13 protein-coding genes are annotated in these 16,892 nt (G+C 69.9%); 7 read left to right on the top strand and 6 right to left on the bottom strand.

The genetic code is table 11. The features are described 5' to 3' along the window. Positions 1-52: 52 nt before the first annotated feature. Entirely contained in the window at positions 53-826 is a 774-nt protein-coding gene (locus HD596_RS25460) for a helix-turn-helix domain-containing protein (protein WP_185071829.1), read from the bottom strand. Between the two features lie 75 nt (positions 827-901). Next, positions 902-3,403: an FtsK/SpoIIIE family DNA translocase gene (locus HD596_RS25455; protein WP_185071828.1), complete on the bottom strand. Its 2,502-nt coding sequence runs from the start codon at positions 3,401-3,403 to the stop codon at positions 902-904. Positions 3,404-3,549: 146 nt separating this feature from the next. On the opposite strand from HD596_RS25455, the gene HD596_RS25450 reads away from it, so the two are divergent. Next, the gene (locus tag HD596_RS25450) at positions 3,550-4,218 is read left to right on the top strand and encodes a tyrosine-protein phosphatase (RefSeq protein ID WP_185071827.1); all 669 of its coding nucleotides are present in this window, start codon (positions 3,550-3,552) and stop codon (positions 4,216-4,218) included. A gap of 96 nt (positions 4,219-4,314) precedes the next feature. Then, positions 4,315-6,729 (top strand): SpoIIE family protein phosphatase, encoded by a 2,415-nt coding sequence (locus tag HD596_RS25445; RefSeq protein ID WP_185071826.1) that lies wholly within the window; start codon positions 4,315-4,317, stop codon positions 6,727-6,729. Here the strand turns inward: HD596_RS25445 and HD596_RS25440 are convergent. The 3 genes from HD596_RS25440 to HD596_RS25430 form a co-directional block, all read right to left on the bottom strand. Then, entirely contained in the window at positions 6,722-7,657 is a 936-nt protein-coding gene (locus HD596_RS25440; protein ID WP_185071825.1) for an aldose epimerase family protein, read from the bottom strand. The genes HD596_RS25445 and HD596_RS25440 overlap by 8 nt on opposite strands. Further along, the gene (locus HD596_RS25435; protein ID WP_185071824.1) at positions 7,654-8,616 is read right to left on the bottom strand and encodes a LacI family DNA-binding transcriptional regulator; all 963 of its coding nucleotides are present in this window, start codon (positions 8,614-8,616) and stop codon (positions 7,654-7,656) included. Before HD596_RS25435 ends, HD596_RS25440 begins: the two co-directional genes overlap by 4 nt. Before the next feature lie 323 nt (positions 8,617-8,939). Beyond that, positions 8,940-9,734 carry an NAD-dependent epimerase/dehydratase family protein gene (locus HD596_RS25430; RefSeq protein WP_246554811.1) on the bottom strand — a complete coding sequence of 265 codons (795 nt, stop codon included), beginning with the start codon at positions 9,732-9,734 and terminating at the stop codon, positions 8,940-8,942. Between the two features lie 135 nt (positions 9,735-9,869). On the opposite strand from HD596_RS25430, the gene HD596_RS25425 reads away from it, so the two are divergent. The 5 genes from HD596_RS25425 to HD596_RS25405 all read left to right on the top strand — a co-directional run bounded on the left by HD596_RS25425 (position 9,870) and on the right by HD596_RS25405 (position 14,707). Then, positions 9,870-11,177: a sugar ABC transporter substrate-binding protein gene (locus HD596_RS25425; protein ID WP_185071823.1), complete on the top strand. Its 1,308-nt coding sequence runs from the start codon at positions 9,870-9,872 to the stop codon at positions 11,175-11,177. Beyond that, positions 11,174-12,103: a carbohydrate ABC transporter permease gene (locus tag HD596_RS25420; protein WP_185071822.1), complete on the top strand. Its 930-nt coding sequence runs from the start codon at positions 11,174-11,176 to the stop codon at positions 12,101-12,103. The genes HD596_RS25425 and HD596_RS25420 overlap by 4 nt, the downstream gene beginning before the upstream one ends. Then, on the top strand, positions 12,100-12,960 hold the full coding sequence (locus HD596_RS25415; protein WP_185071821.1) for a carbohydrate ABC transporter permease: 861 nt from the start codon (positions 12,100-12,102) through the stop codon (positions 12,958-12,960). Before HD596_RS25420 ends, HD596_RS25415 begins: the two co-directional genes overlap by 4 nt. Before the next feature lie 67 nt (positions 12,961-13,027). Next, positions 13,028-13,789 (top strand): IclR family transcriptional regulator, encoded by a 762-nt coding sequence (locus HD596_RS25410; protein ID WP_185071820.1) that lies wholly within the window; start codon positions 13,028-13,030, stop codon positions 13,787-13,789. A 12-nt stretch (positions 13,790-13,801) separates the two neighbouring features. Further along, the gene (locus HD596_RS25405; RefSeq protein ID WP_185071819.1) at positions 13,802-14,707 is read left to right on the top strand and encodes a 5-dehydro-4-deoxyglucarate dehydratase; all 906 of its coding nucleotides are present in this window, start codon (positions 13,802-13,804) and stop codon (positions 14,705-14,707) included. A gap of 710 nt (positions 14,708-15,417) precedes the next feature. Here HD596_RS25405 and HD596_RS25400 read toward each other — a convergent pair. After that, on the bottom strand, positions 15,418-16,887 hold the full coding sequence (locus HD596_RS25400; RefSeq protein ID WP_185071818.1) for an aldehyde dehydrogenase (NADP(+)): 1,470 nt from the start codon (positions 16,885-16,887) through the stop codon (positions 15,418-15,420). Between the last annotated feature and the right edge of the window lie 5 nt (positions 16,888-16,892).

The following is a 16,892-nucleotide window of genomic DNA, read 5'->3' as shown; positions in this document are numbered from 1 at the left end:
CTACGGTATCGGGAGTTGGCCACCACCCGATGCACTGGCTCCCGCCAGATGGCTATCGCTCGGTCGTTTTGGGCGGCCCGAACGAGCGCCGCAGCATCTCCCCCCTGCCCGCGTCCAGCTGCACCTTCTTGCCGTTCACCTGCAGCGTAACGGCCGAGGCGTCCGCCAGCAGCACGCTGACCTTGTCCTCCGCACGCCACGTGTCGGACTTTCCGGCCTTCAGCGTGCCCGCGAACAGCTTGCGCCCCGTCCCGTCGTGAGCCTGGACGTACGACGACCGCTTCGCCTTGATCTCGATGGTCACCGTGCGTTTGACCGCCTTGGCCGCCGCCGGCTTCGGCTGCTCGACGGGCATGTTCGGCGGGACCTTGGGCCGGGCCGAGGCCACCTGCACGTCGGCCGTCCGCACCTGGTCGCTCGCGCCGCCCAGCACCCGCATCATGCCGAAGACGACCACGATCGCCAGCGCGACCCCGAGCGCCATCGTCCAGTTGGGTCCGCGCCGCTCCGGCACGTTGATCTTCTTGTCGGCCTGGAACACGGCCGAGGCCGCGACCGGCCTGGGCGCCCCGCCGTGCTGCTGGTCGTACAGATGGACGGTGGCCTCCGGATCGAGCCCCACCGCCTTGGCCACGGCCTTGACGTGCCCCCTGGTGTAGAAGTCGCCACCGCACTGGCTGCCGTCATCCTGCTCCAGGCCATGGATGATCGCCTCGCGGATCCTGGTGGCCGCGCTGACCTGCTCGACGGTCAGCCCGGCCGCTTGCCTGGCTGCCGCCAGCATGGCCCCGATGCTCTGCTCCTGCACAACGAACGCCTCCCCCACGGCACCTGCACCTGCTACCACAATGGGTAGTGATTTATATTCAACCAGTTACTACCCGGCAGGCACGCATTGGGGTCATTCGCCACGCAGGTCGGCGAGCAAACCCGGTAGATCGTCCGGTTTGACCAGCACCTCGCGGGCCTTGGAACCCTCGCTGGGGCCGACCACGTTCCGGCTCTCCAGGAGGTCCATCAGCCGTCCCGCCTTGGCGAACCCGACCCGCAGCTTGCGCTGCAGCATCGAGGTCGAGCCGAACTGGGTGGTCACGATCAGCTCGGCGGCCTGGATCAGCAGGTCGAGGTCGTCGCCGATGTCCTCGTCGATCTCCCGCTTGACCGGCGCGGCGGCCACGTCGTCGCGGTATTCGACCTGCATCTGCGCCTTGCAGTGCGCGACGATCTCGGCGATCTCCTTCTCGGAGACGAACGCGTTCTGGATGCGGATGGGCTTGCTCGCGCCCATCGGCAGGAACAGCGCGTCACCCTGGCCGACCAGCTTGTCGGCGCCCGGCTGGTCGAGGATGACCCGGGAGTCGGTGAGGCTCGACACGGCGAACGCCAGCCTGGACGGCACGTTCGCCTTGATCAGGCCGGTGACGACGTCGACGGAGGGCCGCTGGGTGGCGATCACCAGGTGGATGCCGGCCGCGCGGGCCAGCTGCGTGATGCGCACGATCGAGTCCTCGACGTCGCGCGGGGCCACCATCATGAGGTCGGCCAGCTCGTCCACGATCACCAGCAGGTACGGGTACGGCTGGTAGACCCGCTCGCTCCCGGGCGGCGGCTGCAGCTTGCCGGCCCGTACGGCCTTGTTGAACTCGTCGACGTGCCGGAACCCCGACGCCGCCAGGTCGTCGTAGCGCCGGTCCATCTCACCCACGACCCATTCGAGGGCTTCGGCGGCCTTCTTCGGGTTGGTGATGATCGGGGTGATCAGGTGGGGGATGCCCTCGTACACGCTGAGCTCGACCCGCTTCGGGTCCACCAGCACCATCCGCACCTCGTCGGGCGTGGCCCGCATCAGGATGCTGGTGATCAGCCCGTTGACGCAGACGGACTTACCGGCGCCGGTGGCGCCCGCGATGAGCAGGTGGGGCATCTTGGCGAGGTTCGCGACGATGGTGCGGCCCTCGACGTCCTTGCCCAGGCCGACGATCATCGGGTGGTGGTCGGCCTGCGCCACCTGCGCGCGCAGCACGTCGCCCAGGGCCACCAGGTCCTTGTCGGCGTTCGGGATCTCGACCCCGATCGCCGACTTGCCCGGGATGGGGGACAGGATCCGGACGTCGGCGGACTTGACGGCGTACGCGATGTTCTTCGTGAGCGCCGTGACCTTCTCCACCTTGACCGCGGGCCCCAGCTCGATCTCGTAGCGGGTCACCGTCGGCCCCCGGGTGAACCCGATCACCTGCGCGTCGATGGCGAACTGCTCGAGCACGCTGGTCAGCGCGTTGACCACGGTGGTGTTGGCCTTGGTCTGCGGCTTGGGCGCCGTGCCCTGCTTGAGGAACTGCAGGTCGGGCAGGCTGTACGGGCCCGCCTGCGGCGACAGCACGAGCTGCTCCACCTTGCGCGGCGCGGGTGTCGGCTGGGGCGGCTCCGGCCGCTTCTCGGCCTCGGCGGCGGGCGGCTCCTCCTCGTCCGTCAGGCCGGGCACGATCTCGGGCGAGTGCTCGGGCCGCTTGTCGGTCTTGTCCGACAGGACCGGGGTGTCGTACGGCTTGACGAAGTCGGCCCCCTCCTCGGCCGGCTTCTTGGAGGTCCTGACCCGCTTCTTGCCCGGCTGGCGCGGCTCAGGCTCGGCGTGCCGTTCGAAGAGCATGTGCCTGAGCTCGGCCAGCCGCTCCGGGATCCGGTGCACGGGGGTGGCGGTGATCACCAGCACGCCGAACCCGGACAGGAGCAGCAGCAGCGGGATCGTGATCCACGGCGGCAGGATGCTCATCGGCGGCGCCGACACGATGAACCCGATCATGCCCCCGGCCTGCGACACCTTGTCCATGCCCTGGCCCTCGCCGGCCGGGTAGGGGGTGCCGTTGGCCACGTGGATGACGCCCAGCACGCCGACCATCAGCGCGGCCCATCCGATCACCATGCGCCCGGTGTCGGCGTTCTGGTCGGGGTGGCGCAGGTAGCGCCAGGCCAGCAGCCCGAACAGCAGCGGCAGCGCCCACGCCAGCGAGCCGAACACGCCGTGCACGGTCGCGTTCACCACGCCCGAGACGGCGCCCTCGGCGTTGCGCCAGGTCATGGCCGCCAGCACGATCGCTCCGGCGAGCACCGTCAGGCCCACCCCGTCGCGCCGGTGCGCGGGATCGAGCTCGCGGGCGTTCTTGCCCAGCGCGCGAGCCGTGCTGCCGATGCCGTTGGCGAGCAGCATCCACAGCCCGACGATCAGCTTGCCGATCATCGTGAAGACCCAGCTGATCGGGTCCTGGTGGGTCATCGAAGGCTTGCGACCGGAGGCCGCCCTGGGACGCCCCGTCGACGAGGTCCCGCGCTTGGCGGGGGTCGAGCGAGACGAGGTCGACCGCTTCGCCGGCCCCTTCGATGCGCTTTTCGGCGTACGGGTGGCCATGATGCCAAAGGTACGTCGGAGACACCGTGGATCGCGCGGAGGCTCGCCGACGACCCTGCCGAACGGGCACGAAGATCCCGGGAAGGTTCACCCGATGTCCACGTAAAAGCCGTGCGGCCGCAGACAACTCCTTCCTGAATGGTCCTATGCCTCTCCTCAACCTCCGGGACGTCGCGACGGAGACCGCGCTGCGCCCCGGCGTGCTCTACCGCTCCGCGCAGCCGCACACCCTCACGGCCGACGACGCGAAGCTGGTGGCCGGGCTGCGGCTCATCGCCGATCTGCGCGGCGACAACGAGCGCGGCCCCGGCGACTGGGCGCCCGTCCTCGGCGGCGCCGTGCGGCACGCGCTGCTCGGCGCCGGCTCCTCCGACGCCGCGCCCGCCCAGCTCGCGGCGCTGCCTGCCGACCTGACCCTCGGCGACCTGTACGTCGGCCTCCTGCGGCACAGGACGACCTGGTTCGCCGGCGTCGTCGCCGAGATCGCCGACGGCCTGCCCGCCCTCGTCCACTGCGCCGCCGGCAAGGACCGCACCGGCATCGTCGTCGCGCTGATCCTCGACCTGCTCGGCGTGGAGCACGAGGCCATCGTCCGCGACTACGCGCTCACCGCGAAGGCACTGCCCGACGTCATGCTCATGCTGGACCTCACGCCGTCGCGGGACGCGCCCGCCGCGCTGCTGGAGGCGCCGGAGAGCGCGATGCGGACGTTCCTGGCCGCGCTGGGCGAGCTCGGCGGCGCGGAGCGGCTCCTGCTGGCCCACGGCCTCACCAAGGCGCACGCGGACCGTCTCAGGGCCGCCCTCGTCCCCTGAGCGCGCCTTCTTTCACAACAGGAGGTATCAACGACACCATTCTGACACTCTGAGAGTGACCGTACTGCCACATCGAGTGATGTTCTAGGACGCAGAGTGGACACGACCAGGGTGTCGAGCACGGCTTTCGACGGGACGCCCCATGCCCCGGCTCACGCGCGCAAGTTCGTCCGCCAGGTGCTCGGCGAATGGCGCCTGAGCCATCTGGCGGAGGACGCCGTGCTGCTGACCAGCGAACTCGTCACGAACGCCGTGGTGCACGCGGGCACCGGCGTCGAGCTGACCTGCCGCCTGGACGTGACGGCCAGCCCCCCGAAGCTGGAGATCGAGGTCGACGACCGCCACCCCGCGCGGACGGTCCTGGCGGCCGGGCCCGCGCCCGAGCCGACCCGTACGTCGGGGCGCGGCCTCGCCCTGGCCGGCATGCTGGCCGACGCCTGGGGCGTCACGTACACGAGGACCGCCAAGCGCGTCTGGGTGCGCATGGAGATCTCGGACGGCTGCGACGTCCAGGAGGCCGCGCCCGCGCCGCCCAGCGCGGCGCCCATCGAGACCCTGCACGTCGGCGTGATCGTCGCCGACCGCGACGGGGTCGTGCGGTCCTGGAACCCGGAGGCCGAGAAACTGCTCGGCTGGCGGGCCGACCAGGCGGTCGGCCGCTCCCTCGAGCGGTTAGTGGCCTGGCGCGGCCACGGGCCGCACGCGCTGTCGCTGGCCGACACCCTCGGCCTGGGCCGCTGGCGGGGCGAGGCGCGCATGCGGCACCAGGACGGCCGGCTGGTCCCCGTCTACGTCTCCCACCTGCGCTCCAGCCGGCAGCGCTGCTCGATCTGGATGGTGGTGGCCGCCGACCACGCCTACGTGCTGACGCCGCCGCCGGCGCCGCGGCTGGGCGGGGCCGGCCGGCGCATCAAGGACCTGCTCGACCAGGACATGCCGTTCGCCGAGCTGCTCGACACGATCGCCCGGATCGTGCAGGTCTCCAGCGGGGGCGACGCCGCGTACGTGCTGCTCGCCGCGGAGGGCGGCAACAGGTTCGGCGTCGCGGCGGGCGCGGGGGCCACGGCGGGGCTGGTGGGAGTGCTGGCCACCGGCGTGTTCGGCGCGGAGCGCACGACCCCCACGATGATCGAGGACCTGCTCGCCGTGGACGTCGAGCTGGCCCAGCAGCTGCGCGCCAGGTCGCTGGCGTGCGCGCCGCTGCTGGCCGGCGGCGAGCTGGCCGGCTACCTCGTGGTGACGGCCGCCCAGCCGGACCGCTTCGACCAGGAGCTCACGGTCAGCCTCCAGCACATCGCCGGCCAGGTGGCCGTCCCCGTCCAGCGCGAGCGGCTCGCCGAGCAGGACCGCGCGCACCGGGGCCGGCTGTCGTTCCTGGCCGAGGCGGGCGAGCTGCTGGCGGGCGTGCACGACGAGGAGCTGATCGCGGCGCTGACCGCGCAGCTCGTCGTACCCAAGATCGCGACCTGGGCGGCCGTCTACCTGACCGACCTCGCGGGTATGACCAGGCTCGCCCACGTCTGGCACAGCGAGGAGCGCCACAACGCCGACCTGCGCAAGTCGCTGCCCGCCATCCCGCGCACCGCCCTCAGCGAGGTGAGCTGGCCGGTCGGCCCCGAGACCGTGCTGTCGTTCCCGCTGCTCACGCAGGGCAGGTCGCACGGGGCGCTGGTGATCGGCCGCACCGAGCCGACCCTGCCGCTGGAGCTGGCCGACCTGCTGTCGGACCTGTGCCGCCTGGTGGCGCTCAACCTGCACACCGCCATGCTGTACGCCAGGCAGGCGACCACCTCCCGGGTGCTGCAGCGCAGCCTGCTGCCCATGCGCGTGGCGCCCATGCCCGGCCTGGAGTCGGCGGTCGTCTACGAGCCGGCCGAGGAGGGCGCGCACGTCGGGGGCGACTTCTACGACCTGTTCACGGTGGCCGACCACTGGTGCTTCGCGCTGGGCGACGTCTGCGGCAGCGGGCCCGAGGCGGCCGCCGTCACCGGGCTCGCCCGCCACGCCGTACGCCTGCTGGCCAAGGAGCACTACACGGTGGCCGACATCTTCGACCGGCTCAACCACGCGCTGCTGGAGGAGGGCGAGGAGGGCAGGTTCCTCAGCCTGCTGTGCGGCGAGCTCACCCCGCTGCCGCAGGGCGGCGCGCTCTGCACGATCGCCTCCGCGGGCCACCCGCCCCCACTCCTGCTGCGGCCTAACGGCAAGGTCGAGCCCATGGCGAGCCCGCAGCTGCTGCTGGGCATCGAGTCCGGCGCCAGGTTCTACGTCGAGACGTTCGAGCTGGCGCCGGAGGAGCTGCTGCTGTGCGTCACCGACGGGGTGACCGAGCGGCGCGACGGCGACCGGCTGCTCGACGACGGCGACGGGCTGGCCGAGCTGCTGTCCGGCTGCGCGGGGCTGAGCGCCCACGCGGTGGCCGAACGCGTGCGGCACGCGGTCGAGACGTTCGCCGAGGAGCCGCCGCAGGACGACGTGGCCCTGCTGGTGATCAAGGCCTCGCCTAGATGAACTTGTACGTGGTCGTCGAGGTGCGCCGACGGCCCGGCCGGAGCACGGTGGAGGGGAACTGGGGCTTGTTGGGCGAGTCGGGGAAGTGCTGCGTCTCCAGGCACAGCCCGCCGAAGGGCCCGTACGGCGTCGCGTCCCCGTCCAGCATGTGGCCGGTGTAGAACTGCACGCCCGGCTCGGTCGTCGTGACCTCCATGGTCAGGCCGCCGGCCGTCACCGTGGCACCGCCGCCGCCGAGCACGTAGCAGTGGTCGTAGGCACCGTCGTTGCGCTCCCCCACCGCGTGCGGCTCGGTGAAGTCGAACGCGGTGCCCTTGACCGGCGCGAGCTCCCCCGTGGGGATCTTGGCGTCGTCCACCGGCAGGTAGTGGTCGGCGTCGATCCGCACGACGTGGTCGCGTACGTCGCCCTCGCCCGAGAGGTCGAAGTAGGAGTGGTTGGTCAGGTTGACCACGGTCGGGGCCTCGGTCTCCATCTCGTAGTCGATGCGGAGCGCGTCGTCCTCGAGCGTGTACGTCACCCGGGCGGTCAGCGTGCCGGGGTAGCCCTCGTCGCCGTCGGGGCTGATCAGCCTCAGCGTCACCGACCTGTCGTCGTTGGACTCGATGGACCACACCTTCTTGTCGAAGCCCACGATGCCGCCGTGCAGGTGGGCGGTGCCGTTGTTGACGGCCAGCTCGTACTCGACGCCGTCGAGGGTGAAGCGGCCGCCCGCGATGCGGTTGCCGTACCTGCCGACGACCGCGCCGAAGTAGCGGCTGCGGGTCTGGTAGTCCTCCAGCGTGTCCAGGCCGAGCACCACGTTGCGGCCGGACACCTCCAGCGAGCGCACGATGGCGCCGTACGTGAGCACCTCGGCGCGCAGCCGTCCCGACGACAGCTCCACCAGCTCGACGCTCTCCCCCGACGGCAGCGTTCCGAAGTTCATGATTGGGCCCTTCCCGTGGACTCTCTGACAATGAGGGCGGTGTCGAGGGTCACTGTCGCGCCCTCGCCCCCGGACTGGAGCAGCAGGTCGACGGCCATCCTCCCGGCGGCCACGGCCGGCATGGCCACCGTGGTGAGCTTGGGCCGGTTGAGCCGTCCCGGCAGGATGTCGTCGAACCCGATCACACTTATCTGGTCTGGTACCCCTATCCCCATCTCCGACAGCCCCTCAACGAGGCCAAGCGCGACGAGATCGTTGTACGCCAGCACCGCCGTGGCCCCGCAGGCCGCCACGTCGGCGGCCACCGCCAGGCCGCCCGACTCCGTGGGCTGGTTGGGGCCGAAGAAGACGAGGTCGAGCCCGGGCGCCTCGGCCGCGGCGCCCTGCATCTCGTTGCTGGTCCACGAGCCGATCGGCCCCGACACGAGCGCGATCCTGCGGTGCCCCAGCCCGACCAGGTGCTCCAGCGCCAGCTTGGCGCCCTGGGCGACGTTCATCAGGACGGCGGGCATGCCCCGGATGCGCCGGTTGATCACCACGAACGGCACGTCCTCGGCCAGCCGCTCGATCATCTTGTTCGACAGGCGGGGGCTGCACAGCAGGACGCCGTCCACCTGCTTGGTGAACGTCCTGATCAGCTCCTCCTCGACGCGCGGATCCTCGTCGGTGTCGGCCACGAACACGTGGTAGTCACGGCCCCTGGCCTGCGACTGGGCGGCTTTGATGAGCGGCGGGAAGAACGGGTTGGCGATGTCGGCCACGATCAGGCCCATGTTGAACGTACGGCCGGTCGTGAGCGCCCTGGCGGCGCGGTTGGGCCGGTAACCGAGGTCGTCGGCGGCGGCCAGCACGCGGCTCCTGGTGGCAGGATTGACCAGGTGGGGGGCGGAGAAGGTGCGGGACACGGTGGAGACGTGCACGCCGCAGGCGCGGGCCACGTCCTTGATCGTCGCCGCCATCGTCGTTCTCCCTTGCAAACGGTTGCCAGACTAAACCTTGACCTTCGCGCCTCCCCTCGTCAAGGTTCTTGCAACCGGTTGCCATATACCCTCACGACAGCCCCTCCCTAGCCCGCTCCAAAAAGCCGTACGAGGGGCCCTATTACCGCGCCGCAGCGCACCCCCGCCCGGCCACGCCCCCTTGCGCCGCCGCGCCCCGCCGCGACGGCCCGTCCCCTCCCCACCCCTGCGCACCGCCGCTCACTTCACGCCTGTGTGCAGCGGCGGCGCCCGCGAGAATCCGGGCCGACCCAGAGCGGCAACGGCCGCAAACCAACCCAGGGTTACCAGCGACCCCCCAGCTCGTTGAGGGTGAACACCCCTCCGGCACGGTCGTGGAGCGGCTCCGAAAGATCCGGTTCCCCGAACTCGGCGATGAGCGCCGCCGCCCGGGGTTCGGAGGAGTCGCGGGACTCGTACCCGATGGCCTTGGCCTCCTCCAGCGACCACCACCGCCGCGCGTTGTCCGAGACCCCCCAGACCACGTGGTACCCGGGCGCGGTCAGCGCCGCCTCGATCAGCCGGGTCAGGTCGTCGGGCGAGATCCACGTGGCCAGCCCGCGCGTGTCGCCGGGAGCCTCGTTGCAGGTGCCGAGCCGGACCACGGTGACGTTCATGCCGAACCGGTCGTGGTACAGGCTCCCGAGCGCCTCCATGACGACCTTGCTCACCCCGTAAAAGGTGTCAGGCCGGGGAAAGGCGTAGTCAGGCAGGTCGGAGCCGTCAGCGGGCCGCGTGTGGTAGCCGGCCGCGTGGTGGCTGCCCATGAGCACCAACTGCTGGACGCCCTCCTGGCGCGCCGCCTCCAACAGCACTTGCGTGCCGTTGATGTTGGCCTGCACGATGTCAGCCCAAGGATGTTCCCGGCTCTGGCCGCCAAGGTGAATGACCGCGTCCACGCCCTTCATCGCCTCGGCCACCGCGGCCGGGTCGGCGAGGTCGGCCGTCACCCACTCCTCGCCGGGGCCCGGCTCGATCGGGTGAAGGTCGGAAAGCCGCAGCGTGCGGCCGTCACGGGCGAGCCGTGGGCGGAGCAGGGTGCCAACTTTTCCAGCGGCTCCGGTCATAAGAATGCGCATGTCTCATGGTGTACACGATTCTGGCCGAAATTCACATCCTTGAATATTGACCGTGAACCATGCAAGTAGTTACGTTCACAGCCACGAGTTCAAGTCCACGACTCAAGTCCACGTATGTGAACGGGAGGCGGTCTGATGTCACGTCGTCTGCTCGGGGTCGCGGTGACAGCGACCCTGGCCGTAACGCTGACAGGCTGCGGTTCCGGGGGATCAAGTACAGACAACGCACTGGAGATCTGGATCAGGCAGGCGCCCGATTCCGACTCCGCCAAGACGGCGGTGAAACTCGCCGACGCATTCACGAAGGCCAGCGGGGTGAAGACGAAAGTCGTCGCGCTATTCGACGACTTCGAGACCAAGCTGAACCAGCAGGCCGCCCAGAAGAAGCTGCCCGACATCGTGATCAACGACACCGCCCAGCTCGGCAACATGCATTCGCAGGGCTGGCTGCGCGAGGTCGACAAGGCGGCGCTGGCCGGCGGTGACAAGCTGTCCGACCGCGCGTGGGTGGCCGCCACGGGCAGCGACGGCAAGTTCTACGCCGCCCCGTTCTCCGCCCAGGCCTTCGCGCTGATCGTACGGAAGGACTGGCGCGAGAAGGTCGGCATGGAGCCGCCCAAGACCTGGGACGACCTGGCCAAGCTGGCGCAGGCGTTCACCGAGAAGGACCCCGACGGCAACGGCCAGGCCGACACGGCCGGCTTCGTCATCCCCGCGGGCACCAAACGCGGCTACGCCTCCTGGTACGCCTCCTCCCTCATCTACGCCAACGGCGGCGACTTCATCAAGAGCACCGGCGGCGGCCACTTCCAGGCCACGGTCAACGACCCCAAGACCGTCGAGGCCGTCCAGTACCTGCAGGACCAGTTCTGCAAGTCCAAGACCGTCAACCCCGGCGCCGTGAGCAACGACACGACCGTCACGCACGAGGTGTTCGAGAAGGGCCAGGGCGGCATCTACCTGGTCGGCCCGTACGTGCTGGCCAGGTTCGTCAAGAGCATCGGCACCGACAAGATCGAGGTCCTGCCCCTGCCCAAGGGCCCCTCCGGCGGTCCCGGCACCCTCGGCGAGGGCGAGAACGTCTACATGATGGCCGGCTCCGACCAGCAGGACGCGCAGAAGAAGTTCGCCGAGTTCGCGATCTCCCCCGAAGGCCAGAAGATCGGCATGAACAAGGACGCCAACGGCGCCATCGTCCGCCTGCCCGTCAACACGCAGGTCGACATGGCCGCCGAACGGCAGGATCCGCGCTGGAAGGTGTTCCAGGACGCGTACGCGAACGCCGTCTACGCCCCGCCCGTGCCGAACTGGGCGCCCATCCGCCAGGACTCGGCCGACTCCATCAACGCGGTCTGGGCCGACTGCTCCTCCAACGTCAAGGCGGCCATGGACCAGCTCAACACCAAGCTCACCCAGGAACTCCAGAGCCAGAAAGCGTCATGACCTCGACACTGACCGAGGCGCGCAGCCGTACGGCGACCCCCCACCGCCGCACCAAGCGGGTGCGGTGGCGGGGGCCGCTGGTCGCGTGGCTGTTCCTGGCGCCCGCGCTGCTGCTGTTCCTGTACTTCAAGTTCATCCCGATGTTCGTGGGCCTGTGGAAGAGCTTCTTCAAGGTCCAGACGTTCCTCGGTGACGAGTGGCTGGGCCTGCAGAACTACCGGACGATCATCAGCGACGCCGACTTCGCCGCGGCCATCTGGCACAGCATCCTGCTGGCGCTGGGCACCACGGTCGGCTCGCTCGTCCTGGGGCTGGGGTTCGCGCTGCTCATCGAGGGGCCGGCGCGCTACCTGTGGTTCGTGCGCACCGCGGCCTTCCTGCCCGTCGTCACCACGATGGCGGCCGTGGCCGAGGTGTGGCGGATCATGTTCCACCCGGCCGACAGCGGGATGCTGAACGTCATCATCGGCTGGGCCGGCATCGATCCGCAGCCGTGGCTGGCCAGCGAGCACTCCTCCCTGTGGTCGATCATGCTGATGAGCATCTGGCGCGGCACCCCGTACGACATGATGATCTTCCTGGCCGGACTGGTCGGCGTCGACCGCACGCTCTACGAGGCCGCGGCCGTGGACGGCGCCTCCACCTGGCACCGGCTGCGGCACATCACGCTGCCCGCCCTGCGGCCGGTGTTCTGGATCCTGTTCACGCTGGCGGCCATCCGCGGGCTGCGGGTCTTCGTCGAGGTGTACGTCCTGACGAACGGCGGTCCGAACGGGTCGTCCGAGGTGCTGATGACGCTGATCTACAAGCTCGGGTTCCAGAAGAACGACCTGGGCGTGGCCTCGGCGGGCGGGATCGTGCTGTTCCTGGCCACGCTGGTGCTCACGCTGGTCGCTCAGATGTTGCGCAGGAGGCAGGCGACATGAGGTTCGACAGCGCGCTGGGGCTGGAGTCGCGCAAGGGGCCCCTGGCCGTCGGCGGAAAAGTCCTGATTTATAGCTTTATGGTGGTGGTTTTCACCGGGCCGCTGGTCGGGCTGCTCGTCAGCGCCTTCAGCAAGACGCTCGACCCCACCTCCTTCTCCCTGTGGCCGGACGACTTCACGCTGGAGAACTTCGTCCAGGCCAAGGAGAAGAACGTCTACCTCTACCTGCTGAACTCCTTCATCGTCGTCGGCTTCGGCCTGCTGCTGCAGATGCTGGTGAGCGTCTTCGCCGCGTACTCGCTGGCCCGCAAGAAGTTTCGCGGCATGACGTTCGTACTGCTGCTCATGCTCACCACGATGATGCTCCCCGAGGAGATCATCGCGATCCCCCTGTCGCTGGTCCTGGCCGACATGCCGCTGCTGCACGTGAACCTCATCGGCACGTACGCGGGCATGATCCTGCCGGTCGGCGCCTGGGGCTTCTCCATCCTGGTCATGACCGAGTTCATGAAGGAGGTGCCGGTCGAACTGGAGGAGGCCGCGCGCATCGACGGCGCGGGCGAGATCAGGATCTTCGCCACCATCATCCTGCCGCTGTGCCGTCCCGCGCTCGGCGTGATCGGGGTGTTCGGGTTCACGATGATCTGGGACCAGTACCTGCTGCCCCTGATCGTCGCGCCCGAGTCGAGCATGTGGACGCTGCCCATCGCGCTGCGTTCGCTCCGCTCGGACGAGGAGGTGGGGATCGGCGTGCTGCTGGCCGCCTCGCTGCTGGCGCTGCTGCCGTCGATCATCGCGTTCCTGGCCTTCCAGCGGCAGTTCATGCGAGGTCTGACAAGCGGTGCCATCAAGGGTTAAGCGTCCACGTATCTGGACGCTATCCCATATCCTGGATGTCGAACCCGCAGCAGTAGATGGGATGAGTATGGAGCCTCAGCTGGTCAAGTCCGCGGAGCGGACGGTGCGCATCCTGGAGGCCCTGGCCGATTCGCACGACAGCCTGACGCTGTCGGAGCTCCAGCAGCGCACCGGGTTCCCCCGCAGCAGCCTCCACGCCCTCATGCGGACGCTGGTCGAGCTCAACTGGGTTGAGACCGACTCGGCCAGGTCCGCGTTCGGGATCGGGCCGCACGCGCTGCTCACCGGCACCGCGTACCTCGACAAGGATCCCGCGCTGCCGTTCGCGCAGGAGACCTTGGAGGACCTGCGGGCAGAGATCGGCCAGACCGCCCATTTCGCCCGCCGGGACGGAGCGCACGTGCTCTACCTGGCAACCCGCGAGTCACGCGAGGCCGACCACGTGATCCCCAGGGTGGGCCGGCGCCTGCCCGCCCACGTCACGGCGCTCGGCCAGGTGCTGCTCGCCCAGCTCACCGACGACGAGGTCATGGCCATCCTCCCCGACCCGCTGTCCTCGCTCACCGACTACACCATCACCGACCTGCACAAACTGACCGGCGAGCTCGACCAGGTCCGCACCCGCGGCTGGGCGTACGAACGCGAGCAGGGCACCCGCGGCGTGGCCTGCGTGGCCGTGGCGGTCGACTACCGCATCCCGGCCACGGACGCGATCAGCTGCTCGATGCCCGCGAGGCTGGCGCCCGCCGAGGTCGAGCGGATCACCGAGGCAGTGATCAAACACACCCGCAAGCTGGCTGCCACTCTTCGCAGGGAGGGCATCCGCTAGAAAGGACCGTCGATGCGGCTGGATGGTGTTCTCTTCTTCCCGGTGACCCCCTTCAAAGTTGATGGCGACCTCGCCGAACCCACGCTGGCCCGGCACGTCGCCGACGGAGTCGCGGCGGGAGCGGGAGGAGTGTTCGCCGCGTGCGGCACCGGCGAGTTCAACGCCCTCGACCTCGACGAGTACACCCGGGTGGTGCGCGTCTCCGTCGCCTCCGCCGCGGGCCGCGTCCCCGTCTTCGCCGGCGCCGGCGGCCCGCTGCCCGCCGCCAAGGCCATCGCCCGTGCGGCCACCGCCCAGGGCGCCGACGGGCTGCTGCTCATGCCGCCCTACCTGGTCAGCGGCCCGCCCGCGGGCCTGGTGCGCTACGTACGCGAACTGGCCGCGACCGTCGACCTGCCGATCATCATCTACCAGCGCGGCACCACCCGCTTCACCCCCTCAGCCGTCGCCGAACTCGCCGAGGAGCCCAACATCGTCGGCTTCAAGGACGGCCTGGGCGACTTCGACCTGCTGCAACGGATCATCCTCACCGTCCGCCGGTCCACCGACAAGGACTTCACCTTCTTCAACGGCCTCCCCACCGCCGAACTGACCGTCCCCGCCTACCGCGGCCTCGGCGTCAACCTGTACTCCAGCGCGGTGTTCGCGTTCGCACCCGAGATCTCCCTGGCCTTCTACAAGGCGGTGACGGGCGGGGACGAGGTGCTGACGCAACGGCTGCTGACCGACTTCTACCTTCCGCTGGTGGAGCTCCGCGACCTCGTGCCTGGTTACGCGGTCTCGCTGGTGAAGGCGGGGGCGCGGTTGCGGGGGGTGGAGGTGGGAGGCGTACGCCCACCCCTGCTGGACCCGACCCCCGAGCACACGGCCTCCCTGGAACGCATCATCACCAGCGGCCTAGCCATAACCAACACCTAACCGCCCAGCCCACCCCCCACCCAACCCAAAACCGACGGCTAACCCCCGCTCCGACCCGACACCCAACCAACCCCGAAAGCAACCACCAACCCCCACTCCAAACCAACACTCAGCCCCCACCCCAAGCCGACACCGGACCTTCACCCCAAACCAACGCGCAACCCGCGCTCCAAGCCGACGCCGGGCCTTCACCTCAAGCGACGCCTGATCTTCACCCCAAACCGACACCCACCCCCACCCCGCAAGCAACCGCTGACCCTCACCCCAAGCCAACGCTCAGCCCCACCCCAAGCCAACGCCGGACCTTCACCCCAAGCCGACGCCGAACCTCGCCCCAGAACCCGACGCTCAGCCCCATCCACGGCCAGCGCCCAACCCCACCCCAGAACCGACGCTCACCCCCGTACACAGCCAGCGCCCAACCCCACCCCAGAACCGACGCTCACCCCCGTACACAGCCAGCGCCCAACCCCACCTCATCCCGAGACCGACAGCCGGCTCACACCCTGGGCCGACACCCCCAGCCAACCGGCCCCAGCCCCATCCCACGCCGTCGCCCACGGCCGTCCCCGGAACCGCGACCGACCAACCAGCCAGCCTCACAGCTGGCCAGTCAGCCGCACGAACCCCATCACCACGCGCCCGAACGGCCGGCACCACCCCGCCGTCAGCCCGCGACCACCATCACCCCCACTTCGGGAGTGACCCGCTCACACCTGCAGACGACCGTCAACCCTCCGCGGAACAGACAGCGGGTTGTCGTCCTTGAGCTCGTCCGGCAGCAGCGCCTCCGGCCAGTCCTGGTACGCCGTGGGCGCCAGCCACCGATCGATCGCCGTCGCCCCGACAGAGGTGGACGTCGTGGTGGCAGCAGGCCAAGGACCACCGTGCTGCATCGCCCAGCACACGGCCACCCCGGTCGGCCACCCGTTCCAGATGAGCCGGCCGGCCTTCCTCCCCAGCACCTCGACGACCTCGCCGGCCTCCTCCGGATCAGTGCCGTGGACGGTGGCGGTCAGCGACCCTTCCAGCCGCTCAAGCACGGGCCGCAAATCGGAAACTTCGCGATACGTCACCACGATCGACGCCGGCCCGAAGCATTCCTCGGCGATCCGCGGCAGCTTCTCCTCGAACGTGTCGAGATCGGCGGTGAACACCTTGGGCGTGACCGCCCAGCTCCCCTCCCCAGGCTTGCCCTCGGCCAGCAGCTGCAGCTCACCCAGCCGCTCGACACCGCCGAGGTACCCGTCCCTGATCCGCTCGGCCAGCATGGGTCCACCGCTGGTCCCCTCGACCGCCTCGGCCAGGGCCTTGCGCAGCTCGTCGCCCTCGGGCACGAACATGAGCCCAGGGTTCGTGCAGAACTGCCCGACCCCCAGCGTCAGCGACCCGGCGAACCCCGTGGCCACATCCTTGGCCGGCGCGGAGGGCAGCACGACGACGGGGTTGACGCTGCCCAGCTCGCCGTAGAACGGGATCGGCACCTCCCGCTCGTCGATCAGGCGCTGGATCGCCTTGCCCCCGGCCACGGACCCGGTGAACCCGGCCGCGACCACCGCGGGGTGCTGCACGAGATCGATCCCCGCCTGCATGCCCTGCACCAGACCCAGCAGGTCGGGGTACGGGAGCGCGTCCCGGACGATCTTCGCCACCCGCTCGGAGGTGTTCGGGTGCCCAGGGTGCGCCTTGACGACCACCGGACATCCCGCCGCCAGCGCGGACGCCGTGTCACCGCCGGCCACCGAGAATGCGAACGGGAAGTTGCTGGCCGCGAACACCGCGACCACGCCCGGCAGCGCGTGCTTCATCCGCCGCACGTCGGGCCGGGGCGGCGTGAGCGAGGCATCCGCATGATCGATGATGGCCTCGACGTAACCGCCGTCCCTGAGGACCTGGGCGAAGAGCCGGAACTGCCCCGCCGTACGCGCGACCTCGCCGCGCAGCCGTCCCTCGCCGAGCGCGGTCTCCTGGTCGGCGAGCTGCCACAGCTCGTCCACGTGCGCGGTGAGCGCATCGGCGACGGCCTCGAGCGCGGTCGCCCGCTCAGCCGCCGGAGTCGCCCGCCAGGCAGCGCCGGCGGCGGCCGCGGCGGAAACGATCAAGTCGACCCCGGCACTGTCGGTCTCCGGCAGTGCGGCGCCAACGGTCTCGCCGGTCCTGGGGTCGTGTCCGTAGATCATCGAAA

This window comes from Nonomuraea jabiensis, assembly GCF_014204795.1.
GTDB lineage: Bacteria > Actinomycetota > Actinomycetes > Streptosporangiales > Streptosporangiaceae > Nonomuraea > Nonomuraea jabiensis.
Note: the sequence above shows the minus strand (reverse complement) of the source record. Positions and strands in the feature narration are given on the sequence as shown.

Excerpts from the sequence above, each read along its gene's own strand:
- HD596_RS25455 (WP_185071828.1), bottom strand. The coding sequence starts at position 3,403 with ATGGCCACCCGTACGCCGAAAAGCGCATCGAAGGGGCCGGCGAAGCGG.
- HD596_RS25450 (WP_185071827.1), top strand. The coding sequence starts at position 3,550 with ATGCCTCTCCTCAACCTCCGGGACGTCGCGACGGAGACCGCGCTGCGC.
- HD596_RS25440 (WP_185071825.1), bottom strand. The coding sequence starts at position 7,657 with ATGAACTTCGGAACGCTGCCGTCGGGGGAGAGCGTCGAGCTGGTGGAG.
- HD596_RS25435 (WP_185071824.1), bottom strand. The coding sequence starts at position 8,616 with ATGGCGGCGACGATCAAGGACGTGGCCCGCGCCTGCGGCGTGCACGTC.
- HD596_RS25430 (WP_246554811.1), bottom strand. The coding sequence starts at position 9,734 with ATGCGCATTCTTATGACCGGAGCCGCTGGAAAAGTTGGCACCCTGCTC.
- HD596_RS25425 (WP_185071823.1), top strand. The coding sequence starts at position 9,870 with ATGTCACGTCGTCTGCTCGGGGTCGCGGTGACAGCGACCCTGGCCGTA.
- HD596_RS25420 (WP_185071822.1), top strand. The coding sequence starts at position 11,174 with ATGACCTCGACACTGACCGAGGCGCGCAGCCGTACGGCGACCCCCCAC.
- HD596_RS25415 (WP_185071821.1), top strand. The coding sequence starts at position 12,100 with ATGAGGTTCGACAGCGCGCTGGGGCTGGAGTCGCGCAAGGGGCCCCTG.
- HD596_RS25410 (WP_185071820.1), top strand. The coding sequence starts at position 13,028 with ATGGAGCCTCAGCTGGTCAAGTCCGCGGAGCGGACGGTGCGCATCCTG.
- HD596_RS25405 (WP_185071819.1), top strand. The coding sequence starts at position 13,802 with ATGCGGCTGGATGGTGTTCTCTTCTTCCCGGTGACCCCCTTCAAAGTT.
- HD596_RS25400 (WP_185071818.1), bottom strand. The coding sequence starts at position 16,887 with ATGATCTACGGACACGACCCCAGGACCGGCGAGACCGTTGGCGCCGCA.